The organism is Actinomycetospora lemnae (genome assembly GCF_028737315.1).
Taxonomy (GTDB): Bacteria; Actinomycetota; Actinomycetes; order Mycobacteriales; family Pseudonocardiaceae; genus Actinomycetospora; species Actinomycetospora lemnae.
In genome coordinates this window covers 99,447-123,012 of the sequence record NZ_JAQZAO010000008.1, presented here as the reverse complement: position 1 = coordinate 123,012, position 23,566 = coordinate 99,447, and the positions used below count along the sequence as shown (strand labels likewise).

Annotated in this window: 22 protein-coding genes; 21 read left to right on the top strand and 1 reads right to left on the bottom strand. The window is 76.4% G+C overall.

The window, feature by feature from the left end:
- The first annotated feature begins 60 nt into the window (after nt 1–60).
- The 21 genes from dacB to PGB27_RS18810 all read left to right on the top strand — a co-directional run bounded on the left by dacB (nt 61) and on the right by PGB27_RS18810 (nt 21,946).
- The gene (dacB, locus tag PGB27_RS18910; RefSeq protein WP_274201939.1) at nt 61–1,527 is read left to right on the top strand and encodes a D-alanyl-D-alanine carboxypeptidase/D-alanyl-D-alanine endopeptidase; all 1,467 of its coding nucleotides are present in this window, start codon (nt 61–63) and stop codon (nt 1,525–1,527) included.
- Between the two features lie 38 nt (nt 1,528–1,565).
- Complete coding sequence (locus PGB27_RS18905) at nt 1,566–2,645, top strand: zinc-dependent metalloprotease (RefSeq protein WP_274201938.1); 1,080 nt, start codon at nt 1,566–1,568, stop codon at nt 2,643–2,645.
- Nucleotides 2,646–2,666: 21 nt separating this feature from the next.
- Complete coding sequence (tilS, locus tag PGB27_RS18900) at nt 2,667–3,716, top strand: tRNA lysidine(34) synthetase TilS (RefSeq protein WP_274201937.1); 1,050 nt, start codon at nt 2,667–2,669, stop codon at nt 3,714–3,716.
- Between the two features lie 14 nt (nt 3,717–3,730).
- The gene (hpt, locus tag PGB27_RS18895) at nt 3,731–4,276 is read left to right on the top strand and encodes a hypoxanthine phosphoribosyltransferase (protein WP_274201936.1); all 546 of its coding nucleotides are present in this window, start codon (nt 3,731–3,733) and stop codon (nt 4,274–4,276) included.
- A 73-nt stretch (nt 4,277–4,349) separates the two neighbouring features.
- The gene (locus PGB27_RS18890) at nt 4,350–5,963 is read left to right on the top strand and encodes an efflux RND transporter periplasmic adaptor subunit (protein WP_274201935.1); all 1,614 of its coding nucleotides are present in this window, start codon (nt 4,350–4,352) and stop codon (nt 5,961–5,963) included.
- Complete coding sequence (locus PGB27_RS18885) at nt 5,960–6,727, top strand: ABC transporter ATP-binding protein (RefSeq protein ID WP_274201934.1); 768 nt, start codon at nt 5,960–5,962, stop codon at nt 6,725–6,727. The genes PGB27_RS18890 and PGB27_RS18885 overlap by 4 nt, the downstream gene beginning before the upstream one ends.
- Nucleotides 6,724–7,935 (top strand): ABC transporter permease, encoded by a 1,212-nt coding sequence (locus tag PGB27_RS18880; protein WP_274201933.1) that lies wholly within the window; start codon nt 6,724–6,726, stop codon nt 7,933–7,935. Before PGB27_RS18885 ends, PGB27_RS18880 begins: the two co-directional genes overlap by 4 nt.
- Before the next feature lie 19 nt (nt 7,936–7,954).
- Complete coding sequence (locus PGB27_RS18875; protein WP_274201932.1) at nt 7,955–8,617, top strand: hypothetical protein; 663 nt, start codon at nt 7,955–7,957, stop codon at nt 8,615–8,617.
- Between the two features lie 20 nt (nt 8,618–8,637).
- On the top strand, nt 8,638–10,203 hold the full coding sequence (locus PGB27_RS18870; protein ID WP_274201931.1) for a helicase HerA-like domain-containing protein: 1,566 nt from the start codon (nt 8,638–8,640) through the stop codon (nt 10,201–10,203).
- A gap of 182 nt (nt 10,204–10,385) precedes the next feature.
- Nucleotides 10,386–13,007 (top strand): ATP-dependent zinc metalloprotease FtsH, encoded by a 2,622-nt coding sequence (gene ftsH, locus PGB27_RS18865; protein ID WP_274201930.1) that lies wholly within the window; start codon nt 10,386–10,388, stop codon nt 13,005–13,007.
- Between the two features lie 160 nt (nt 13,008–13,167).
- A complete protein-coding gene (gene folE, locus PGB27_RS18860) occupies nt 13,168–13,752 on the top strand; it encodes a GTP cyclohydrolase I FolE (protein ID WP_274202156.1) in 585 nt (194 codons plus the stop codon).
- 60 nt (nt 13,753–13,812) lie between these two features.
- Entirely contained in the window at nt 13,813–14,631 is an 819-nt protein-coding gene (gene folP / locus PGB27_RS18855) for a dihydropteroate synthase (RefSeq protein ID WP_274202155.1), read from the top strand.
- 71 nt (nt 14,632–14,702) lie between these two features.
- Nucleotides 14,703–15,059, top strand: coding sequence for a dihydroneopterin aldolase (folB, locus tag PGB27_RS18850; protein WP_274202154.1), 357 nt, complete (start codon nt 14,703–14,705; stop codon nt 15,057–15,059).
- Nucleotides 15,056–15,553, top strand: coding sequence for a 2-amino-4-hydroxy-6-hydroxymethyldihydropteridine diphosphokinase (gene folK / locus PGB27_RS18845; protein WP_274201929.1), 498 nt, complete (start codon nt 15,056–15,058; stop codon nt 15,551–15,553). Before folB ends, folK begins: the two co-directional genes overlap by 4 nt.
- Entirely contained in the window at nt 15,550–16,032 is a 483-nt protein-coding gene (locus PGB27_RS18840) for a DUF3180 domain-containing protein (protein ID WP_274201928.1), read from the top strand. The genes folK and PGB27_RS18840 overlap by 4 nt, the downstream gene beginning before the upstream one ends.
- Before the next feature lie 71 nt (nt 16,033–16,103).
- Nucleotides 16,104–17,030, top strand: coding sequence for a hypothetical protein (locus PGB27_RS18835; RefSeq protein ID WP_274201927.1), 927 nt, complete (start codon nt 16,104–16,106; stop codon nt 17,028–17,030).
- A 135-nt stretch (nt 17,031–17,165) separates the two neighbouring features.
- Nucleotides 17,166–18,398, top strand: a complete 1,233-nt coding sequence (locus PGB27_RS18830; protein ID WP_274201926.1) for a PrsW family intramembrane metalloprotease — start codon at nt 17,166–17,168, stop codon at nt 18,396–18,398.
- Between the two features lie 215 nt (nt 18,399–18,613).
- Nucleotides 18,614–19,588, top strand: a complete 975-nt coding sequence (locus PGB27_RS18825; RefSeq protein WP_274201925.1) for a Rossmann-like and DUF2520 domain-containing protein — start codon at nt 18,614–18,616, stop codon at nt 19,586–19,588.
- A 14-nt stretch (nt 19,589–19,602) separates the two neighbouring features.
- A complete protein-coding gene (gene panC / locus PGB27_RS18820; RefSeq protein ID WP_274202153.1) occupies nt 19,603–20,502 on the top strand; it encodes a pantoate--beta-alanine ligase in 900 nt (299 codons plus the stop codon).
- 1 nt (nt 20,503) lies between these two features.
- Complete coding sequence (panD, locus tag PGB27_RS18815) at nt 20,504–21,088, top strand: aspartate 1-decarboxylase (protein ID WP_274201924.1); 585 nt, start codon at nt 20,504–20,506, stop codon at nt 21,086–21,088.
- A gap of 24 nt (nt 21,089–21,112) precedes the next feature.
- Nucleotides 21,113–21,946 carry a type III pantothenate kinase gene (locus PGB27_RS18810; protein ID WP_274201923.1) on the top strand — a complete coding sequence of 278 codons (834 nt, stop codon included), beginning with the start codon at nt 21,113–21,115 and terminating at the stop codon, nt 21,944–21,946.
- Here PGB27_RS18810 and PGB27_RS18805 read toward each other — a convergent pair.
- Nucleotides 21,943–23,433, bottom strand: a complete 1,491-nt coding sequence (locus PGB27_RS18805; protein ID WP_274201922.1) for a helix-turn-helix domain-containing protein — start codon at nt 23,431–23,433, stop codon at nt 21,943–21,945. The two genes, PGB27_RS18810 and PGB27_RS18805, sit on opposite strands and share 4 nt — an antisense overlap.
- Between the last annotated feature and the right edge of the window lie 133 nt (nt 23,434–23,566).

Here is a 23,566-nt window from a genome sequence, read left to right as displayed (position 1 = left end):
TGGGGTGACCCGGGCCTCGTCCGGGTCAGGTGAACAGCAGGTGAGGAGGGGTGCGGGGTCGTGAGCGGCGAGGGTCACCGCGCTGTCCCCGGATCGTCGTCCACCGTTCACCGGTGGGGCCTGCGGGTGCTGACGGTCACGGTCGTCGTGGCCCTGCTCGCCGGCCTCGGCGTCGGCGTCACCCTCTCGGCGCCCTCGTTCGCCCGCGCCGTGGGGCTGCCCGTGGGCCTGCTGGGCGGGGCGGCCGCCGACCCGCCGGACCCCGCGACACCCCGGCTGCGCCTCGCCGCGGTCGGCGCCGACGCCCCGGCCCCGACCGAGGCCGGCCTCGCGACCGCGCTCGACGCCCGGGTCGCGGCGCTGGGCGACGTCACCGGTGCCGTCGTCGACCCCGCCACCGGCGCGACCCTGTGGAGCCGGCGGCCCGCCGAGCCCCAGGTGCCGGCCTCGGTGACCAAGCTGCTCACCGGAGCCGCGGCGCTGCTGCGCCTCGACCCGACGATGCGCTGGACGACGACCGTCGTCGCCGGCCCCACCCCGGACTCGGTCGTGCTGGTCGGCGGCGGCGACCCGACGCTCTCGTCGCTGCCCGCCGGCCGGCAGACCGTCTACCCGGACGCGGCCCGCCTCGACGACCTCGTCACCGCGGTGCGCGCCGCGCGCGCCGGGCAGCCCGCGGTGGAGCGGGTCTACGTCGACGTCTCGCGCTACGAGAACGGGGGCGGCAACGGCGTCGCGCCGGGCTGGGACCCCACCGACGTCGCGAGCGGGTTCGTCGCGCCGATCGTCCCGGTGATGCTCGACGGCGGGCGCAGCGACCCGACGGTCCTCGACGTCCCGCGCACCGCCACCCCCGCCTCCGACGCCGCCCGCGAGCTCGGCGCCCGGCTCGCCGGCGGCGGGGCCGCCCCGACCGTCGCCGTCGGCCCGGCACCGCCGGGCGCCCCGGTGCTCGGGCAGGTCGTCTCGCCGCCGACCACCGAGCTGGTGCGCACCGCCCTGCAGAACTCCGACAACGTGCTGGCCGAGGCGCTCGGGCGCGAGGTCGCCCGGGCGGTCGGCGAGCCGACGACCTTCGACGGCGCCGCGCGCGCGGTGACGCGGGTGCTCGACGAGGCGGGCATCGACACCACCGGCGTCACGCTCGCCGACACCAGCGGGCTGTCGGTGAACGACCGCGTGCCCGCCACCGCCCTGTCCGGCGTGCTCGCACCGGCCGCAGCGCCGGCCGGCCCCGACCCGCGCACCGCGGCCCTGCGCCCGCTGCTCGACGGCCTGCCGGTCGCGGGCGGGGGCGGCACGCTCGCCGACCGGTACGCGCCCGGCACCCCGAGCGCCGACGGCCGCGGCTGGGTGCGGGCGAAGACCGGGACGCTGACCGCCGCCAACGCGCTGGCCGGCGTGGTCGACACCGCGGACGGCCGGGTGCTCGTCTTCTCCTTCATGAGCAACGGCGTCGACCCGGGCACCGCGCGCCCCCGCCTCGACGCCCTCGCCGCGGCCCTGCACGAGTGCGGCTGCCGCTGAGCGCGGGGGTCCCGCAGGCCGGGACGTACGGTGGAGCCGTGTCCGTCGAGCTGACCTCCGCGCCCCGTGGCGGCACGGGCCTGCCCGTCGACTGGGGCCTCGCCGCCGCCACCGGCGCGCGCCTGGTGCCCGCCGGACCCGCCGTCTCGCCCGCCGAGGCCGCCGCCGAGGTGGCCCGGCTGCGCGAGGGCGCCCGCGTCGGCGAGGACCACGTGCGCGAGCTGACCGGGCTCGGCGCGGGCCTGCCGGTGCCGGAGGCCGAGGTCGTCGACCGGCCGCGCTGGGTCCGCTCCGCGGTCGACGGGATCGCCGCGCTCCTCGAGGACGCGCCGCTGCCCGGCCCGCCCGCCGGGATCGTCGGCAACGCCGTCGGGCGCGTGACCCGCACGGCCGCCGGCGTGCAGATGGGGACGCTGCTGGCGTTCCTCGGCAGCCGCGTGCTCGGGCAGTACGACCCGTTCGGCGGGCCGGAGCGCGCCGGCCGCCTGCTGCTCGTCGCGCCGAACGTCGTCGCCGCCCGCCAGGCGCTCGACGTCGACGCCGACGACTTCGCGCTGTGGGTGTGCCTGCACGAGGCCACCCACCGGCTGCAGTTCACCGCCGTCGACTGGCTGCGCGACCACTTCCAGGGCGAGGTCGCGGCGTTCGCCGGCGGCTTCGACCGCACCGCCTCGGGCACCGTCGACCGGCTCCCCGAGATCGTCAAGGCCGTCCGGAACGACCCGCCGCGCGACGGGCTGGCGCTGGTCGAGATGTTCCAGGGGCCCGAGCAGCGCGCGGTCCTCGACCGCCTGCTCGCCCTGACCACGCTGCTCGAGGGCCACGCCGAGCACGTCATGGACGCCGTCGGCCCCGCCGTCGTGCCGTCCGTGGCGTCGATCCGGGCGCGGTTCACCACGCGCCGGCGCGGCGGCAGCCTCGTCGACCGGCTCCTGCGCACGCTGCTCGGCGTCGACGCCAAGATCCGGCAGTACGAGCAGGGCCGGGTGTTCGTCGACCACGTCGTCGACCGGGTGGGCCTCGACGGCCTCAACGCCGTCTGGACCTCGCCGGACACCCTGCCCCGCCGCGCCGAGATCACCGACCCGAACGCCTGGGTCGCGCGCGTCCACGGCTGACGCCGCCCCGAGGCCCCGGCCGTGCGCGTGCCCGACCCCGTCGCCGAGCTCCGCCGGGCGGTGCGCGAGGCCCTGACCGGCCTGCCTGCTGCAGCGAACGGGCGGTTCGCTGCTTCTAGGCGCACGAACGACGCGTTCGCTCCCGTGGTCCTCGCCTGCTCGGGCGGCGCCGACTCGCTCGCGCTGGCCGCCGCGGCCGTGCACGTGGCACCCGCGGTCCACGGCGTCGTCGTCGACCACGGCCTGCAGGACGGCTCCGCCGAGCAAGCCGCGGCGACGGCCGCGCTGCTGCGGGAGCTGGGCGCGGACGCGGAGGTCGTCGCCGTGGAGGTGGGCACCGCGGGCGGACCGGAGGCCGCGGCGCGCGACGCCCGGTACGCGGCGCTGCGGGCGGCGTCGCGGGCGCACGGCGACGCGCCGGTGCTGCTCGGCCACACGCTCGACGACCAGGCCGAGACCGTGCTGCTCGGGCTGGGCCGGGGCTCCGGGGCGCGCTCGCTCGCGGGGATGGCGGCGTGGGACCCGCCGTGGTGCCGCCCGCTGCTCGGCGTCCGGCGGGCGACGACGCGCGCGGCCTGCGCCGCCGCGGGGCTCCCGGTCTGGGACGACCCCCACAACGCCGACCCGCGCTACACCCGCGCCCGGCTGCGCCACGAGGTCCTGCCGCTGCTCGAGGACGTGCTCGCCGGCGGGGTGGCGCCGGCGCTGGCCCGGACGGCCGCACAGCTCGCCGACGACGACGCCGCGCTCACCGCGCTGGCGCACGAGCGCCTGATCCGGCTCGTCGACCCCGACGGCGCCCTCGACGCGGTCGGCCTCGCCGGCGAGGTGCCCGCGGTGCGGCGGCGGGTGCTGCGGTCGTGGCTGGTCGCGGCGGGTGCGCGGGAGCTCACCGACGCCCACGTGCGGGCCGTCGACGCCGTCGTCGCCCGCTGGCGTGGTCAGGGTGTGCCGCCGCTCGCGGGCGGGTTGGAGGTGGTGCGGGCGCATGGCAGGCTGCGAGTGCTCGAGGCGTCCCACCACGGCGTGCGAGCTCCGGCCCGCCCCGACGGGCCGCCCCCGATCCGGTGAGGAGCCCGACAACGGTGTACGACGGCGACATCGCGTCCGTACTGATCACCGAGGAGCAGATCCAGGACAAGATCGGCGAGCTGGCCGAGCAGATCGGCGCCGACTACGGCGAGCGTGACCAGGACCTCGTGCTCGTCACCGTCCTCAAAGGCGCGGTGATGTTCATGACCGACCTCGCCCGCCGCCTGCCGATGCCGACGCAGCTCGAGTTCATGGCCGTCAGCTCGTACGGCTCGTCGACCTCGTCGTCGGGCGTGGTGCGCATCCTCAAGGACCTCGACCGCGACATCTCGGGGCGCCGGGTCCTCATCGTCGAGGACATCATCGACTCGGGGCTCACGCTGTCCTGGCTGCGCAAGAACCTCGAGTCCCGTGGCCCGGCGTCGCTGGACGTCGTCACGCTCCTGCGCAAGCCCGAGGCCGCGAAGCTCGACGTCGACGTCGCCTACGTCGGGTTCGACATCCCGAACGAGTTCGTCGTCGGCTTCGGGCTCGACTACGCGGAGCGCTACCGGGACCTGCCCTACATCGGGACGCTCGACCCGCACGTCTACGCGTGACTCGCTGAACGATCACTCAGTCGACACGACCCCGCCCGTCCCCGGTCCCTGAGGGCCCGCTACCGTCCGCCACATGGCGGGTGCGCGTCGCTCTCTGTGGCTCGTCAACGGGCTGATCGTGCTGGTCGTGCTGCTCGCGATCGGCGGAACGGTCATCGGCCTGACGACCACCGGCGGCGCGGACGACAGCGGCCTGCGCACCACCCCGGTGGGACGCGGCACGGTCGCCGAGACGGTCACCGCCTCCGGCGCGGTCACCAGCGCCCGCAGCTCGACCCTGAACTTCGCCGTCGGCGGCCGCGTCGAAGACGTGCGCGTGGCGGTCGGCGACCGCGTCGAGGCGGGCGACGTCGTCGCGACCCTCGACCCCGAGTACGCCGAGGCCAACCTGGATGCCGCCCGGGCCCAGCGCGACGCGGCGCGCCAGTCGCTCCGCGACGCCCGCGAGGCGCGGGACAACCCGCAGACCAGCGCCGCGGCGCCGGCGCAGCAGCCGGCGGCACCCACCGCCCCGGCTGCCCCGGTCCAGACCCCGGTGCCGTCGGCGCCACCCGCGCCCGTGTCGACCGCCCCGGTCGCGCCGACGACGGCGGCGCCCCAGAACGCGAACCAGCAGGGCCCGCAGCAGCGGAACGCCCCGCTCGTCGAGGTCAACGGCCTGCGCAGCGTGCCCGCCGCGGATCCGAAGGCCGCGCCCGCCGAGGCTCCGGCACCGCCGACGACGACCCCGCCCGCGGGCGACGGCACGGGGGCCGGCGGCGCGGCGGGTGCCGGCGCCTCCGGCGGCGGCGCCGCGGCGACCACGCCCGAGGGCCAGGTCGCGCAGGCCGAGGCGTCGCTGGCCCAGGCCGAGGCGTCGGTGATCCAGGCCGAGAACGCCACCGAGGACCTCGAGCTCTCCTCGCCGCAGGACGGCACGGTCGTCAGCCTCGACATCGGCCCGGGCCAGCTGGTCCCGGCCGGCGGCACGACGACGAGCTCGACGGGCTCGGGCAACCCGACCGGCGGCACGCTGCCCGACGGCACGGCCGGCGGCAGCGGCGCCGCGAGCGCGGCGGCGGGTGCCGGCGCCGGGGCGGGCGCGGCGAGCGGGTCCACCGGCGGCTCCCAGGTCACCGGCTCGCCGACGACCCCTGCGGCGATGACCGTCCTCGACCTCACCACGCTGCAGATCCGCGCCGACGTCCCCGAGCTCGACGTCGGCCGGCTCGCGGTCGGCCAGCCGGTCGAGGTGTCGGTCAACGCGCTGCCCGGGCAGGCGCTGCCGGGCATCGTCAGCGGCGTCGACCTGCTGCCCGGCTCCGGCTCGTCGGTCCAGTACGGCACCAACGTCACGCTCACCGGCCCGCCGCCGAACCTGCGGCCCGGGATGTCGGCGAGCGTCGCGGTCACCGTGCAGCAGGCGCCGAACGTCTCGTTCCTGCCGTCGGTGGCGGTCACCCCGATCGGCGGGGAGGGCGCGACGGACGGGACCGTGCAGGTCCTCGGGCCCGACGGCGTCCCGCAGCCCCGCACCGTCGGGCTGGGGCTGAGCTCCGACACGGTGACCGAGATCCGCTCGGGCCTCGCGCCCGGCGAGCTCGTCGTCCTGCCCGACCCGAACACCGCGAACCCGTTCGGCCCCGGCCAGGGTCCGCCCCCGAGCACCGACGGTGGCGGCAACCGCGGCGGTGGCGGCGGCGGATGACCGCCGGCCTCGGCACCGCGCCCCTCGAGCAGGTCCCGCACGTCCTCGACGTGCGGAAGCTCTCCAAGGTCTACGGGTCGGGGGAGACCGCGGTGCACGCGCTGCGCGACGTCGACCTGACGGTGCGCCGGGGCGAGTACGTCGCGGTGATCGGCCAGTCCGGGTCGGGCAAGTCGACGCTGCTCAACATGCTCGGCTGCCTCGACGCCCCGACCTCCGGGCGCTACCTGCTCGAGGGCCTCGACGTGGCGGACCTCGACGAGCGCCAGCAGGCCGTGCTGCGCAACCGGCAGATCGGCTTCATCTTCCAGGCGTTCAACCTCATCCCGCGGACGTCGGCGCTCGCGAACGTCGAGCTGCCGCTGGTCTACGCGGGGGTGGGCCGGCGGGTGCGCCGCGAGCGCGCCCAGGCCGCGCTCTCGCTCGTCGGTCTGCAGGGCCGCGAGGACCACCGCCCGAACCAGCTCTCCGGCGGCCAGCAGCAGCGCGTCGCGGTGGCGCGCGCGCTCGTCACCACGCCGGCCCTGCTGCTCGCCGACGAGCCCACCGGCAACCTCGACTCCGCGAGCACCGCCGACGTCCTCGGTCTGTTCGACCGCCTGCACGCCGCGGGCCGCACGATCGTGCTCATCACCCACGACGACGAGGTCGCCGAGCGCGCGGAGCGGGTCGTGGTGGTCAGCGACGGGCGCCTGACCGAGGCGGCACCCAGCGCAGCGGAGCTGCCGCCCCGGAGGCCGGGCACGGCCCGGGCCCCGCGATGAGCGTCGTCGAGATCGTCCGGTTCGCCGTCCGCGGGCTCATCGCGAACCGCCTGCGCTCGCTGCTGACGATGCTCGGGATCATCATCGGCATCGCCGCGGTCATCCTGCTGACCGCGCTGGGCAACGGGGCGTCGCAGTACATCCAGGGCCAGATCGCGGGCCTCGGTGCCAACAGCATCACGGTGCTGCCGCGCCAGCCGCCCGACACCGTCGGCACCGACGGCCGCCCGCTGACCCAGGGCGACGTGCGCGCGCTCGCCGACCCGCAGGGTGCCCCGGACGTCGCGTCGGTGTCGCCGGTGGTCTCGGTGCAGGACACGACGGTCGAGGCCGGGCGGGCGCGGACCGACGCCACGATCATCGGCAGCACGCCGTCCTACTTCCCCGGCGCCAACGTCCAGCTCGGGACGGGCCGCACCTACACCGAGGCCGACGTGACGGCCGGGCGCAAGGTCGTCCTGCTCGGGCGCACGGTCGCCGACGAGCTCTTCGGCATCGGCTCCGACCCCGTGGGCCGGGACGTGCTGGTGCGCGGGGTGCCGTTCGACGTGATCGGCACGCTCGCGCCGGCGGGGCAGGGCCAGGGCCTGTCCAACCCCGACGAGAACGTGCTCGCGCCCTTGACCGCGGTCCAGGGCTCGCTGACCGGGTTCGGCGACCTCACCCAGATCGTCGTGCAGGCGCGCTCGACCGAGGCGCAGGCCGCGGCCGAGAGCGAGATCAACTCGATCCTCGACCGCCGGCACGGCATCGACGACCCGGACAACCGGGACTACCAGGTGCTCTCGGCCCGCCAGCTCGCCGACGTCCTCGACGACACCCTCGGCGCGTTCACGCTGCTCCTCGCGGCGATCGCGGCGATCTCGCTGGTGGTCGGCGGCATCGGGATCACCAACATCATGCTCGTGTCCGTCACCGAGCGGACCCGTGAGATCGGCATCCGCAAGGCCCTCGGCGCGCCGCCGTCGGCCATCCTCGGCCAGTTCCTCGTCGAGTCGATCATCCTCAGCGTGGTCGGCGGCGTGCTCGGCGTCGCGGTGGGCTACGCCGGCACGCTCGTGCCGCTCGGCGACTTCCGGCCGGTGGTGCTGCCCTCGGCCGTCGTCGCGGCGGTCGGGGTCTCGGCCGCCATCGGCATCTTCTTCGGCGCCTACCCCGCCCGCCGCGCCGCCCGCCTGCGACCCATCGAGGCCCTGCGCCGCGAGTGAGGACCCCCGGGAGGACCTCGTGACCCAGCCATCAGACCCGTCCGACCAGGCCGACCGGTCCGGGCCGGACACCCACGACCCGTCGGACACCGACACCCGCGCGGTGGAGACGTCGAGCAGGAGCGACAGCGCCGAGACCGAGCAGTTCCCGGTGCCCCCGCCGCCGGCGCGCCGGTCCGACCCGCCCCCGCGGGGACCGAGTGGCCCCGACCAGCGGCCCGACCCGGAGCGCGCGCACGAGGACCGTACCCAGCAGGACCACGCCGCGACGGTGCTCGACCGCCCCGTGGACGACATCGACCTCGCGACGCGGCTGCGCCGCCCCGGGTTGGCGCGCTCGACGCGGATCCTGCTGCTCGTGCTCGGCGCCGTGGCGTGCGTGGCGCTCGGGACCCTCATCGGCCGTGTCACCGCACCGGACACGGGCCCGGGCTCGGTGCCCGACCTGCTCGGCGTCGTCGAGTCCGTGCAGCCCACCGGCGGCGGCTTCCCGATCATCACGGTCCGCGCGGGCGACGGCACCCTCACCCCGCTGCGCACGACGGCGGGGACGAGCGTCGCGGTGCCCCGCCCCGACGGGCCGGCCGGCCTGCGGGTCGGCCAGCAGGTCACGGTGCACGCCGAGCGCGGCGCCGACGGCGCGGTCACCGCGGTCCGCGTCGACGTGCCCGCGGGCTCCTGACCACCGCTAGCCTGCCCGGTGTGGCCGACCAGGGTGCTGCAGCAGAGATCGCCGCCGGGTACGCGACCGAGGGTGCGGCCCTCGAGATCGGGACCGTCGTCGTGGACGGGACCGTCGACCCGACGGCGAAGGTCCGGATCCCCTTCGCGACCCTGAACCGGCACGGCCTCGTGGCCGGCGCGACCGGCACCGGCAAGACGAAGACCCTGCAGAACCTCGCCGAGCAGTGCTCGGCGAACGGCGTGCCGGTGCTGCTCGCGGACATCAAGGGCGACCTGTCCGGTCTCGCACGCCCGGGGGAGCAGAGCGACCGCGTCACCCAGCGCGCCACCGACACCGGCGACGACTGGGCCCCGACGGCCTACCCCGTGCAGTTCCTGTCGCTGGGGGAGGGCATCGGCGTGCCGGTGCGCGCGACGATGACGGGCTTCGGCCCGATCCTGCTGGCCAAGGTGCTGGGCCTCAACGAGACCCAGGAGTCGACGCTCGGGCTGATCTTCCACTGGGCCGACCAGCAGGGCCTCGCCCTGCTGGACACCAAGGACCTGCGCTCGGTGATCCAGCACCTGCTCTCCGACGAGGGCAAGGCCGAGCTCAAGGGCATCGGCGGGGTGTCGTCGTCGACGGCCGGCGTCATCCTGCGCGCGCTGGTCAACCTCGAGGCCCGCGGCGGCGACGAGTTCTTCGGCGAGCCCGAGTTCGAGCCCGCCGACCTGCTCGTCGTCGAGCCCGACGGCACGGGCCGGGTGACGCTGCTCGAGCTCGCCGACCAGCAGGCCGACCCCACGCTGTACTCGACGTTCCTCATGTGGTTGCTCGCCGAGCTCTTCGAGGACCTCCCCGAGGCCGGCGACGTCGAGAAGCCGAAGCTCGTCTTCTTCTTCGACGAGGCCCACCTGCTCTTCACCGACGCGTCGAAGGCGTTCCTCGACCGGATCGAGCAGACGGTCAAGCTCATCCGCTCCAAGGGCGTCGGTGTCTTCTTCTGCACCCAGCAGCCCACCGACGTCCCGAACGACGTGCTCAGCCAGCTCGGCGCCCGGGTGCAGCACGCGCTGCGGGCGTTCACCCCGGACGACCAGAAGGCGCTGACGCGCACCGCGCGCACCTACCCGAAGAGCGCGGTCTACGACATCGAGACCTCGCTGACCTCGCTCGGCACCGGCGAGGCGATCGTGACGGTGCTCTCCGAGCGCGGGGCGCCGACGCCGGTGGCCTGGACGCGGGTGCGGGCGCCGCGCTCGCTGATGGCGGCCATCGGCGAGCCCGCGGTCACCGAGGCGGCGAGGACCTCGCCGCTGTGGCCGAAGTACGGGCAGGCCGTCGACCGGGAGTCGGCGTACGAGAAGCTGTCGGCCAGCACCGGGGCGACGAACGCGCCGACGCCGGCCGAGCCCGTGCCCGCCGGGCAGCCCCCGCAGGAGGCGCCGCCGCAGGCGCCGCCGCCCGCGCCGGACGAGGGCCCGGGCTTCCTGGAGAAGGCCGCGAGCAACCCCGTGGTCAAGTCGTTCGTGCGTTCGCTGGCCAGCCAGCTCGGTCGCGAGATCAGCCGCGGCCTGTTCGGGACGGCGCGTCGCCGGCGGTGACGCCCGCTCGCCCGTCCGATCGCTCCCGCGTGCCCGGTCCGGTGTCGTGACCGGGGGGTACGCTTGAGCAGATCAGGGCCCCACGGACGTCCGTGCGTGCGCGGACCCCGAGCCGAGACGACAGACACCGACCGCAGGGTCCACCCGGGGAGGGTCGAGGGCCGCCTGGAGGCCGCAACCGCATGGACCGCAAGCGCCTTCTCCGCAATCCACTCATCTGGATCGTGGTGTTCTTCCTGGTCTACCTGGGGGTGTCGTCGCTGCTCAGCGACACCCGCGGGTACACCGAGGCCCCGACGTCGCTCGCGTTGGCGCAGGTCGAGGCGCGCAACGCGTCCGAGATCACGATCGAGGACAAGGAGCAGCGGCTCCGGCTGACGCTCACCAACCCGGTCCAGGTCCCCGGCGTCGAGGGCGCGCAGCCCACCACGACCAACCAGATCTATGCGCAGTACCCCGCGGCCGCGACCGACCAGGTGTTCGCCCTGGTCCGCGAGAACCCGGCGCCCTCGGGCTTCGACACGCGGGTGACGCAGGACTCGTTCCTGACCCAGATGCTGATCTACCTGATCCCGCTGGGCCTGGTCCTGCTGCTGCTGTTCTGGATGATGAACTCCCAGGGCGGGGGCAACCGCGTCCTGTCCTTCGGCAAGTCCAAGGCCAAGCAGCTCAACAAGGACATGCCGAAGACCACCTTCGCCGACGTCGCGGGCGCGAACGAGGCGGTGGAGGAGCTCTACGAGATCAAGGACTTCCTCCAGAACCCGTCGCGCTACCAGCAGCTCGGCGCGAAGATCCCCAAGGGCGTCCTGCTCTACGGCCCGCCCGGCACCGGCAAGACGCTGCTCGCGCGCGCCGTCGCCGGCGAGGCGGGCGTGCCCTTCTACACGATCTCGGGCTCGGACTTCGTCGAGATGTTCGTCGGCGTCGGCGCGTCCCGCGTGCGCGACCTGTTCGAGCAGGCCAAGCAGAACTCGCCCTGCATCGTGTTCGTCGACGAGATCGACGCCGTCGGCCGCCACCGCGGCGCCGGGATGGGCGGCGGCCACGACGAGCGGGAGCAGACGCTCAACCAGCTGCTGGTCGAGATGGACGGGTTCGACTCGCGCGGCGGGATCATCCTCATCGCCGCCACCAACCGGCCCGACATCCTCGACCCGGCGCTGCTGCGCCCCGGCCGCTTCGACCGGCAGATCCCCGTCGCCGCGCCGGACCTCGCTGGCCGCCGCGCGATCCTGCAGGTCCACTCCGCGGGCAAGCCGCTCGCGCCCGACGCCGACCTCGACGGGCTGGCCAAGCGCACCGTCGGGTTCTCCGGTGCCGACCTCGCGAACGTCATCAACGAGGCCGCGCTGCTGACCGCCCGGCTCGGGCAGCAGCAGATCACCGGCAGCGCGCTCGAGGAGTCGGTCGACCGCGTGATCGGCGGCCCGGCGCGCAAGAGCCGCATCATCTCCGAGCAGGAGAAGAAGGTCGCGGCCTACCACGAGGCGGGGCACGCCCTGGCCGCGTGGGCGATGCCGGACATCGAGCCGGTCTACAAGGTCACGATCCTGCCGCGCGGCCGCACCGGCGGGCACGCCCTCGTCGTCCCCGAGGACGACAAGGAGCTCATGACCCGTTCGGAGATGATCGCGCGACTGGTGTTCGCGATGGGTGGGCGCTCGGCCGAGGAGCTGGTGTTCCACGAGCCGACCACCGGCGCGTCGTCGGACATCGAGCAGGCCACCAAGATCGCGCGCGCGATGGTCACCGAGTACGGCATGAGCGCCAAGCTCGGCGCCGTGAAGTACGGCCAGGAGCAGGGCGAGCCCTTCCTCGGCCGCACCGCGGGGCGTCAGGCCGACTACTCGCTCGAGGTCGCCCACGAGATCGACGAGGAGGTGCGCAAGCTCATCGAGGCGGCGCACACCGAGGCGTGGGAGATCCTCAGCACCCACCGCGACGCCCTCGACGCGCTGACCGGCGAGCTCATCGAGCACGAGACGCTGCAGCGGCGCGACCTCGAGCGCATCTTCGCGTCGGTCACCAAGCGCCCGCGGATCACCGCGTTCAACGACTTCGGCGAGCGCGTGCCGTCGGACCGCCCGCCGATCAAGACGCGGCGCGAGCTCGCGACCGAGCGCGGCGAGCCCTGGCCCCCGCCCGGCGAGGAGAGCGCAGGCGAGCGCACGGCAGTCGGCGCCGGGGCCTCCAACGGCCACGTCGTGCACACCAACGGCGCGTACAGGACCGGTCCGTCCCACGCGGCCGGCAACGGCCACGACGCGGGCCACGGCGAGGGCGGACGCGGCGACCAGGGCTACGGCGACCAGGGCTACGGCGACCAGGGCTACGGTGGCCAGGGCTACGGCGCGACCCCGCAGGGTCCCGACGGCGGCTCCACCCCGACGCCGCCGGCCGGGATGCCGGCGACGGGTATCCCGGACGTCTACCGCACCGGCGCCAACGGGCGTCGCGGCGCCGAGTCCGGCGACAAGCCGTCGTCGGTGGCGCCGAACTACGGTGCCCCGCCTGGGTGGACCCCGGCGACCGTCCCGCACGGCACCACCTGGAACCCGGGCGGCGCCGGCCGCTCCGGGAGCACCAGCCCGTACGGGAGTGCGCCGTCCGGCTCGTCACGCTCCGCTGGCGAGACGAGCGGGAACCCGTACGGTGACCCGGATGGCCGTACCCGTGACGGTTGGTCGGAGGGCCGGCACTCCGGCTCTCCGAGCTGGGGCCACGACGGCACCACCGGCACGGACGGCGGCACCGGGAGCACCGGCCCGGACGGCCGCGACACCCCCCGCGGCCAGGGCTGAGGAGGCCGGCGCCCCCGCGCGACGGGGTCCGGCCGGCGAGGACGACCGCGAGGGAGACGTGACGACCTCTCAGGAACTGGACGGCGACGTCGAGACCGACCTGGACGAGTCCCGGGTCCGTCCCACCGACGACGGCAAGGGCGGCCCGGTCGGCACGGCGGTGGCCCCGGAGTGGCCGGGGTTCGACGCCCCCCGCGCCGAGGCCGCCGTGCGCGAGCTGCTGCTCGCCATCGGCGAGGACCCGGATCGCGAAGGGCTGCGCGAGACGCCGGCGCGCGTCGCGCGGGCCTACCAGGAGCTGTTCGCCGGCCTGCGCGCCGACCCGGCCGACGTGCTCGAGCGCACCTTCGACGAGGGCCACGAGGAGCTCGTGCTCGTGCGCGACATCCCGCTGTTCTCGATGTGCGAGCACCACCTGCTGCCCTTCCACGGGGTCGCGCACGTCGCCTACATCCCGGGGTCGAAGGGCCTGGTCACGGGACTGAGCAAGCTCGCCCGGCTCGTGGACCTCTACGCGCGCCGCCCGCAGGTGCAGGAGCGCCTGACGAGCCAGGTCGCCGACGCCCTCGAATCGCGCCTCGACACCCGGGGCGCCCTCGTGGTGATCGACGCCGAGCACCAGTGCATGTCGGCGCGCGGGGTCCGCAAGCCCGGCGCACGCACCACCACCTCGGCGGTCCGCGGCATCCTCAAGTCGTCGGCGAGCTCGCGCGCGGAGGCCATCAACCTGATCCGGAGCGGCTGAGGAGTGGGCGCGCCTCCCGGGCCGTCCCACGCCCTGCCCGACCCCGGGCGCTGCGTCGTCATGGGCGTCCTCAACGTCACGCCCGACTCGTTCTCCGACGGCGGGCGTTGGCTCGACCGTGACCACGCGGTGGCCCACGGCGTCGCGCTGCACGGGCGCGGCGCCGACCTGGTCGACGTCGGCGGCGAGTCCACCCGCCCCGGCGCGGAGCGGATCGACGCGGCGACCGAGACGCAGCGCGTCGTGCCCGTGATCCGCGACCTCGTGGCCGCCGGGGTGCGGGTCAGCGTCGACACCACCCGCGCGGCCGTCGCCGCCGCCGCCGTCGCGGCCGGCGCGACGATGATCAACGACGTGTCCGGGGGCCTCGCCGACCCGCACATGGCCCGGACCGTGGCCGAGGCCGGCGTGCCCTGGGTGATCATGCACTGGCGCGGGCCGAGCAACCGGATGTCCGCGCTCGCCTCCTACGAGGACGTGGTGGGCGAGGTGCGCGCCGAGATGGTCGAGCAGGTCGACCGTGCGGTGCTCGCCGGCGTCGACCCGTCGCTGCTGGTCCTCGACCCCGGGCTCGGGTTCGCGAAGACCGCGGCGCACAACTGGACGCTGCTGCGCAAGCTGCCGGTGTTCACCGGCCTCGGCTTCCCGGTGCTCATCGGGGCGTCGCGCAAGCGATTCCTCGGCGCGCTGCTCGCCGACGACGAGGGCACCCCCCGCCCACCCGACGGCCGCGAGGTGGCGACCGCGGCGGTGTCCGCGCTCGCGGCGGCCAACGGTGCCTGGGGCGTGCGGGTGCACGAGGTGGGCCCGTCGCTGGACGCGGTCGCCGTGGCCGCGGCGTGGAGCTGGGGCACCTCGCCGGCGGAGATCGAGCCGTGAGCTCCCCATCCACGCAGCAGTCAGGGGAGCACGCCGACAGGGGGGCCGGCCCGTCGAGTCAGCGGGACCGGATCGCCCTGCGCGGGCTGCGGGTCCGCGGGCACCACGGCGTGTTCGACCACGAGCGTCGCGACGGCCAGGACTTCGTCCTCGACCTGGTCCTGGAGGTCGACCTCGCCCCGGCGGCGGCGTCCGACGACCTCGCCGACACCGTCGACTACGGCGGGCTGGCCGAGCGCGCGGCCGCCGTGGTCGCGGGCCCGCCGCGGCAGCTCATCGAGGCGGTGGCCGGCGAGGTGGCCGACGGGGTGCTGGCGGACGAGCGCGTCGCGGCCGTCGAGGTCACGCTGCACAAGCCGCAGGCGCCGATCACGGTGCCGTTCGACGACGTCGCGGTGACGGTGCGGCGGGAGCGGAGCCGGGCGTGAGCCGCGCGGTGCTCTCGCTGGGCTCGAACATCGGCGACCGCGCGGCCAACCTCCGCGGGGCCGTGGCGACGCTGCGCGCGGCCGGCGCGTGGATCGTCGCCGTGTCGCCGGTCTACGCGACCGCGCCGTGGGGCGGGGTCGAGCAGGACGACTTCCTCAACGCGGTCGTGGTCGCCGAGGACCCCGACGCGAAGCCCTGGTCCTGGCTCGCCCGCGCCCGCGCCGCCGAGAGCCGCGCGGGCCGGACCCGCGACGTGCGCTGGGGCCCGCGGACCCTGGACGTCGACGTCCTCGACGTGGACGGTACGACGAGCGACGACCCCGCGCTCACCCTCCCGCACCCGCGCGCCCACGAGCGCGCCTTCGTCCTCGTCCCGTGGCTCGACGTCGACCCCGACGCGGAGGTCGCCGGGCGGGGGCGGGTCGCGGACCTCCTCGCCGCGCTGCCCGCGGAGGAGCGCGCGGGCGTGCGACGGGACGAGGCCGCGCTGTGAGGACGCGGACGAGCCCCTCCCTGCTGATCGTCGCGGCCGTCGCCGCGGGGCTCGCGGCCAACGTGCTCGTGCAGGCGGCGTACGGGGAGCTGCCGCCGCTGCCCCTGCTCGCCGGGCTCACCCCGCTCGTGCTCGGGATCGCGGAGCTGGTGCTGGCCTTCGTCCTGCGCGCCCGGATCCGGCGCCGCCCCGGCGCGCGCCCGGTCGACGCACTGGCCGCCGCCCGGGCGGTCGCGCTCGCCAAGGCGTCGTCGCTGGCCGGGGCGCTGGTCGGCGGGGCGTGGCTCGGGCTGCTCGCCTACGTGCTCCCGCTGAGCGGCCGCGTCGATGCCGCGGGCGGCGACACCGCGAGCGCGGTCGTCGGGGTGGTCGGGTCGGCGGTGCTCGTCGGCGCCGGCCTGTGGCTCGAGCACAGCCTGCGCACCCCGGACGATCCCGGCGGCGACGCCGGGCGCGACCCGCGGGACCGCCGGGCGTGACGGACGTCGCCGCGCCCGCCCTCGCGCGCAGGGGGCGATCGGCGGTCGGGGCCGCTCGCTATCCTGCAGCGATGAGCACCCCGGACGGGGTCGGACGCGCCGGCCCCGACGGCCGACGCGCCGCGCTGCTGAGCGGCGCGGGCGTCCTCGCCGTGGCCGCCGGCGCGGCCGTGGTGCTCGCCGACGACGCCCGCTGGCTGCGCCTGGCCGTCGTGGCGGCGCTCTGGGCCGTGGTGCTCGTGGTGCTCGTCCTCGCCCGCCGGGGGCGCAGCGACGCGGAGCTCGCCGAGATCGCCGAGGAGGCCCGCGAGGCCGAGGAGGGGCGCGCCGCGGCCGAGGAGGAGGCCGAGGAGCGGGTCGCCGCGCTGCACCGCGACCTCGACCGGCGGGTGGCGCGCGAGGTCGCGGCCCGCGAGGAGGCCGAGCAGACCGCGGAGCGGGCCCGCGAGGAGGTGGCGTCCCTGCGCGACGAGCTCGACCGCACGCGCCGCGAGGCCGACGCGGTGACCCTGCAGTCGGTCGGCGTGCCGGCCGTGCCCGCCGCCCCGCCGCGGCCCCGGGGCCCGCGCCTGCGGGTCGTCGGCGACTCGGGCCCGCAGCCGCGCGTGCCGTCCGGGCCGCCGGGCCCGCCGCCCGCGCCCCGACGGCCGGCCCTGCCCTCCGCGCCCGCGCCGCGCACGCCGGGGTCGGTCGCGGGTCGCCGCGTCGAACCGCCCACCGAGCACACGGCCCGGCCCCTGCGCCCGGCGCCGCCGCCGAGCGACGGCCCGCCGTCGGACCCCGCCGTGCTCGCCGCCGGGTCGTTCGTCGACAACTACGTGCGCGCGGCCGGCTACGAGACCCTCCCGGAGCCCCCCGAGCCGTCCGACGGGCCCGAGGACCGCCGCCCCCGCCGCGCGCCGACCGACGCCCCGTCCGGCGGCCGCACGGTGGCCGAGCTCCTCGCCGCCCACGCCGCCTCGGGCGGCACGGTGGGCCGCCGCCGCCGCGACCCCTGAGCGCCGCGGCGCCTCGCCCGGGTCCGCAGCGAACGCGCTGCTCGCTGCTTCTAGGCGCACGAAGCGCCCGTTGATCACCGGAGAGGCGACCCGTCGGCGGGCCCGACGGGCCGGGTGTCGTTACCCTCCGGCAGGGTGATCGCCCCTCCGGTCCGCCTGGCGCCGCAGCAGCGCCGGACGCTCGTGTGGCCGGTGCTCGGCCTGATCCTCCTCGGCATCTGCGCGCTGATCACCGTCGGCCTCGCGAGCACCGAGATCGGCGCGGTCGGGGTGGTCGTCGGCGTCGTCCTCGCGCTCGTGCCGGTGGCGCCGGTCGTCGCGGCGTTCCTGTGGATCGACCGCTTCGAGCCCGAGCCGCCGCGCCTGCTGCTCGGCGCCTTCCTGTGGGGTGCGGGGCTGTCGGCGCTGGTCGCGGTCGTCATCAACTCCAGCGCGATCATCGCCGCGGAGCTCCTGCTCGGTCGGGGCCAGGGCGACGTCATCGGCGCGGTGATCTCGGCGCCGCTGGTCGAGGAGTTCGTCAAGGGCGCGTTCGTCGTCGGCCTGCTGCTGGTGCGCCGTCGCGAGTTCGACGGGATCGTCGACGGCGTCGTCTACGCCGGGATCACGGCGGCCGGCTTCGCTTTCACCGAGAACATCATCTACTTCGGCCGGGCGTTCGCCGAGGCGTCCGACGGCGCGCCCGGGGGCGCGGTGCTCGCGACGTTCGTGCTGCGCGGTGTGCTCTCGCCGTTCGCGCACCCCCTGTTCACCGCGATGATCGGGATCGGCGTCGGCATCGCCTCGCAGGCCCGCTCGCGGGTCGTCGGCACCGCGGCGGTGCTGGGCGGCTACGTGCTCGCGGTGATGCTGCACGCGCTGTGGAACTCCTCGACCCAGCTCGGCGCCGGGTTCTTCGGCGTCTACGTGCTGATCATGCTGCCGCTGTTCGCCGGGATGATCGGGCTCGTCGTCTGGCAGCGCCGCCGGGAGGCCGACGTCCTCGCGCGCCAGATGCCGGGGTTCGCCGCCGCGGGCTGGATCGCGCCGAGCGAGGTGCCGCTGCTCTCGAGCCTCGCGGGCCGGCGCCGCTGGCGGACCGCGGTGCACCGCCGCGCCGGCTCCACCGCCGCCCGCGCCGTCGAGGACTACCAGCACGCCGTCACCGAGCTCGCCTTCCTGCGCGCGCGGGCCGAGCGGGGGGCGCTGCCGCCGCGGCCCGACTGGCACGCGGAGCTCCTCGACGCCGTCGTCCGCACGCGCCTCGCGGCGGTCAACGCGCCGGGCGTCCAGGGTCCGACCGGCCCGCCGCCCGGACCCGGCGGGCCCTCGCCGTCCTGGCCCGGCGGCCCACCGGCCCAGGGACCGCCCCCGCCCGCGCGCTGGTGAACCGCGACGGAGCAGCGAGGCCCGCCCCGACCGCCCCGGACGCAGCGAGGGACGCCCTCGCTGCCACACCGGGCCCGCGCACGCGCGGTCACGAGGACGCGTGAACCCGCTCACCGCGACGGCGGCGGGGCCCGCAGGCGGTTACCGTGGGCGCCAGTGATCGTCCGGTACCCGCGCGAGCGGGACGGGAACGAGCCGAACGAGTGAGGTGGCGCGTGGGCACCGACGCCGGCGAGGACGCCGGGCGGTGGGAGCAGACGACCGGCGACCCCGGGCCGTCCCCCACCCCTCGGGAAGGCTCACGGCTCGCGGTCGGCGTCGTCTCCGCCGGGCGGGTCGGCGCGGTGCTGGGCGCCGCGCTCGCGCAGGCGGGGCACCAGGTCGTCGCCGCCTCCGCCGTCTCCCGCGCCTCGCGGGCCCGCGCCGAGGAGCTCCTGCCCGGCGCCGCGATCCTGCCGCCCGACGAGGTCGTGCGCCGCGCCGACCTGGCGCTGCTCGCGGTTCCCGACGACGTCCTCCCGGGCCTGGTGCGCGGGCTCGCCGCGTCCGACTGCCTGCGGCCCGGGCAGATCGTCGTCCACACCTGCGGCGCGGCCGGGGTCGGCGTGCTGGCCCCCGCCGCCGAGCACGACGTGCTGCCGATCGCCCTGCACCCCGCGATGACGATCACCGGGCGCCGCGAGGACGTCGCGCGCCTGACCGGTGCCTGCATCGGCGTGACCGGCCCGGAGCAGACCAGTGAGGACACCGACGCCGCCTGGCTCGTCGGCGAGGCCCTGGTCGTCGAGATGGGTGCGGAGCCCGTGCGCATCCCCGAGGCCGTGCGCCCGCTCTACCACGCGGCCCTCGCCCACGGCGCGAACCACCTGGTCACGCTCGTGCGCGAGGCCGCCGACCTGCTCTCCGGCGCCGGCATCGAGCCCGCCGAGCGGGTCCTCGCCCCGCTGCTGTCGGCGGCGCTGGACAACGCCCTGCGCCACGGCGACCGCGCGCTGACCGGCCCCGTCGTCCGCGGCGACGCCGGCACGGTGGCGATGCACGTGCGCCACCTCGACGACCGCGCCCCCGACGCGGCCCCGCTCTACCGGGCCCTGGCCCGGCGCACCGCCGAGCGCGCCCGCGCCGGCGGACTGGTGGACCCGGTCGCCGCCGCCGACGTGGTGGCCGCCCTCGAGAGGCCTCTCCCGTGACCCGACCCTCCAGCCTGCGCACCCACGACCTCGTCGGTCGCGCGCGCCCGCAGTACGACGCCGGGCGCCTCACGGTGCACCGCGACCCCAACGCCCTGCGCCGCGTCACCAAGGCGCTGCGCGGCGGCGGGCGGCGTGTGACGCTCGTACCGACCATGGGCGCCCTGCACGAGGGCCACCGCGAGCTGATGCGCCGCGCCCGCGGCGTGCCCGGCGCGTCGACCGTCGTGTCGATCTTCGTCAACCCCAAGCAGTTCGGGCCGGACGAGGACTACGGCCGCTACCCGCGCGCCTTCGAGAGCGACCTCGAGATGTGCCGCGAGGAGGGCGTCGAGCTGGTCTTCGCGCCCGAGGTCGAGGACATGTACCCCCCGGGGTTCGCGACGTCGGTCCACCCCGGCCCGCTCGGCGACGAGCTCGAGGGCGCGGTCCGTCCCGGTCACTTCGCGGGGATGCTGACCGTCGTCAACAAGCTCTTCGCGATCACCACGCCGGACGTCGCGTTCTTCGGCGAGAAGGACTACCAGCAGCTCACGCTGATCCGCCGCATGGTGCGCGACCTCGACATGGACGTGCACGTGGTCGGCGTCCCGACCGTGCGCGAGTCCGACGGCATGGCCCTGTCGAGCCGCAACGCCTACCTCTCCGACGACCAGCGGCACGCCGCGGTCGCGCTGTCCGCCGCGCTGTCGGCCGGTCAGCACGCCGGTGAGCAGGGCGCGGCGGCCGTCCTCGACGCCGCCCGCGCGGTCCTGGCCACCGAGCCGTCGCTGCAGGTCGACTACCTCGAGCTGCGCGACGAGGACCTCGGTCCCACCCCCGACATCGGTCCGGCGCGGCTCCTGGTCGCCGCCCGGGCCGGCACGACCCGTCTGATCGACAACGCCGCGGTGTCCCTCGTGAGGAGAGTCTGACGTGCAGCGCACGATGCTGAAGTCCAAGATCCACCGGGCGACGGTGACGGACGCGAACCTCCACTACGTCGGGTCGGTGACGGTCGACGAGGACCTGATGCGCGCCGCCGACCTCCTGCCCGGCGAGCAGGTCGCCATCGTCGACGTCACCAACGGCGCACGCCTCGAGACCTACGTGATCACCGGGCCCGCAGGCTCCGGCGTCATCGGGATCAACGGCGCCGCGGCGCACCTCGTGCAGCCCGGCGATCTCGTCATCCTCATCTCCTACGGCGTCATGGACGACGCCGAGGCCCGCACGTACCAGCCGCGGGTGGTGTTCGTCGACGAGCAGAACCGCGTCCTCGACCGCGGTGCCGATCCGGCCCACGTCCCCGCCGCGGCGCCGACGACGTCGCTCCTGCGGCCCGGCACGGACGCCCGCCCGGCCCGCCGTCACGAGGCCGCCGCCGGTCCGGCGATGACGACGGTCGGCGGGAGCTGGGGCGCCGAGCCGGTCCGCGAGGAGCGGCCCACCCGGCGTCGCGACGCCGCCGAGACCACCGACGCCCGGCGGCTCGACGCGCTGCTCTCCGCGGACCACTGAGGGGCACGGCAGACGGGACCACCAGTGCTGCTCTGCGTCGACGTCGGCAACACCCAGACCGCGCTCGCCCTCTACCCGCCCGAGGGGCCCGCGGTGTGGGACGCGCGCCTGCGCACCGAGCCCCGGGCCACCGGCGACGAGATCGCGCTGCTGGTCCGGGGCCTGCTCGGCGCCCGGGTCGGTGACGTGTCGGCCGTCGCCGCGCTGTCGACGGTGCCGGCGCTGATGCGCGAACTGCGGGGGATGGTCACCCGGCACTTCGCGGGTCTCGACCACCTGCTCGTCGAGCCCGGGGTGCGCACCGGGGTGCCGCTGCTGGTCGACAACCCCAAGGAGGTCGGCGCCGACCGCGTCGTCCAGGCCCTCGCCGCGTTCGAGCGCCACGGCGGGCCGTGCGTCGTCGTCACCTTCGGCACCTCGACGACGGTGGACGGGGTGTCGGCACGCGGGGAGTTCCTGGGCGGAGCGATCGCCGCGGGTGTCGCCGTGTCCGCCGAGGCCCTCGCGGTCCGCGCCGCGGCCCTGCGCCCCGTCGAGCTCGTCGTGCCGCGCTCGGTGCTCGGCCGCAACACCGTCGAGAGCATGCAGGCCGGGCTCGTCCTCGGCGCCGCCGCACAGGTCGACGGGCTCGTCGCCCGGGTGGGCCGCGAGATCACCGTCCGCGACCCCGACGGCCGCGCACCGGTGGCCGTCGTCGCCTCGGGCGGGCTCGCGCCGGTCGTCGTCGACGAGTGCGCGACGATCACCGACCACGTGCCCGACCTGACCCTGCTGGGCCTGCGCACGGTGCATCGGCGCTGGCAGGAGCGCCGCGACGACCGCGCCGCGAAGCGGGCCGCGCGGTCCGCCGGCCCCTAGACCGCCAGCTCGTCGCGCCGGGGGTCGCCGGCGGGCAGGAGGTGGCGCAGGCGTTCGGCGATCTCCGGGTCCGGGCCGGTGGCGTGCGCCAGCGCCCACAGCGCCTCGGCGTCGCCCCGGCGCAGCACCGCCCCGCGCACGGCGACCTCGAGGTGGTCGCGCTCCTCGCGCACGCCCGGGGCGTCGGAGACGGGCAGCAGGGCACCGCGGCGCAGGACCTCGGGCGGCGGCAGGCGGCGCGCGCGCAGGGCCTCGCGGACGTGCAGGAAGTCGGCGTCGACGCGGGCGCGCAGCCGGTAGGGCTGGGTACTGATGATCGAGGACCCGAGCACCGCACGCAGCCGGTGCACCTCCGAGCGCACGGTCACCGGGTTGCCGGCGTCGCCGTAGAGCGCCTGGGCGAGCCCGTCGGCCGTGAGCCCGTCGGGGTGCAGGGCGAGCACCACGAGCATCTCGGCGTGGCGCAGGCCCAGGCGCACCGGACGGCCGTCGAGGCGCGCGACCGGGCGCTCGGCCCCGAGGAACGGCAGCACGAGGCTCGGCCCCGACGACGCGCGCGGCGCCAGGCGCAGGAGCCAGCCCTCGGCGAGGGGCTCGAGGACGCCCTCGCCGCGCTCGCCGAGGTCGACGCGCCCGCCGCCCTCGGGGATCGGGACGCGCTCGCCCAGCCAGTCGGCTGGCTGCGCGGAGAGGACGCGGCCGCCGGGCGCGAGCAGGGCGCCGGGCGCGCCGCGCAGGCCGTCGAGGTGGGGCCGGTTGCGGGTGCGCAGGCGCTCGTCGCGCTCGACCAGGCGGGCCTGCAGGTGCACCTCGGCGAGCTCGGCCGCCGCCTTGACCAGCGCGAGCGTGCTGGGGTGGAACGTGCGCAGCGGGCCGGTGAGGTCGATGGCCGCGACCACCTCGCCGCTGTCCGGGTCGTGGATCGGGGCCGCCGCGCACGTCCACGCGTGGTAGAGCTTCACGAGGTGCTCGGCGGAGTGGATCTGCACCGCCCGGCCCGAGGCGAGCGCGGTGCCCATGGCGTTGGTGCCGATCGAGTCCTCGCTCCAGCGCGTGCCCTCGACGAGCGCGACGTCGTCGGCGCGACGCAGGACGTCGGCGTGGCCCTCGCGCCACAGGATGTGCCCGCGCGCATCGGTCACGATCATCATGTGCACGGCCTCGTCGGCGACGTCGAGCAGCGTGCGCCGCAGCAGCGGCAGCACCGGGGCGAGCACGTGCCCGCCGCGGACGTCGTCGAGCTCGTGGGTGGCGAACACCTGCCGCGGCCGACCGTGGTCGGGGTCGACGTGGGCCTCGAGCGAGCGCTGCCAGGACGCCGACACGACGTCGCGGGGCGAGGCGGGGCTCGCGGTGCCCGAGAGCACGGCGTCGCGGATGCGCTCGAGGAGGCGCGCGCGCTCGACCGGGTCGGAGGGTCCGAGCGGCAGCGTGCCGGGCACCGTCAGGCGCGGCGTGCCGCGCGCGCGACGCTGGCTCCCCGGCATCGGCGCCCCCTGGACCCGTGGACGGGAGGTGCCGTCGTGGCACGGGCGTCCCGCCGGGGACGCGCGTCCCCGTCGGTCGATCGTGGTCCATCGGTCCGGGTAAGGCAACCCTACACTGAATCCTCGTGTGCGC

Excerpts from the sequence above, each read along its gene's own strand:
- folP (WP_274202155.1), top strand. The coding sequence starts at position 13,813 with ATGGGCGTCCTCAACGTCACGCCCGACTCGTTCTCCGACGGCGGGCGT.
- PGB27_RS18805 (WP_274201922.1), bottom strand. The coding sequence starts at position 23,433 with ATGCCGGGGAGCCAGCGTCGCGCGCGCGGCACGCCGCGCCTGACGGTG.
- PGB27_RS18890 (WP_274201935.1), top strand. The coding sequence starts at position 4,350 with ATGGCGGGTGCGCGTCGCTCTCTGTGGCTCGTCAACGGGCTGATCGTG.
- PGB27_RS18880 (WP_274201933.1), top strand. The coding sequence starts at position 6,724 with ATGAGCGTCGTCGAGATCGTCCGGTTCGCCGTCCGCGGGCTCATCGCG.
- PGB27_RS18835 (WP_274201927.1), top strand. The coding sequence starts at position 16,104 with ATGAGCACCCCGGACGGGGTCGGACGCGCCGGCCCCGACGGCCGACGC.
- ftsH (WP_274201930.1), top strand. The coding sequence starts at position 10,386 with ATGGACCGCAAGCGCCTTCTCCGCAATCCACTCATCTGGATCGTGGTG.
- PGB27_RS18885 (WP_274201934.1), top strand. The coding sequence starts at position 5,960 with ATGACCGCCGGCCTCGGCACCGCGCCCCTCGAGCAGGTCCCGCACGTC.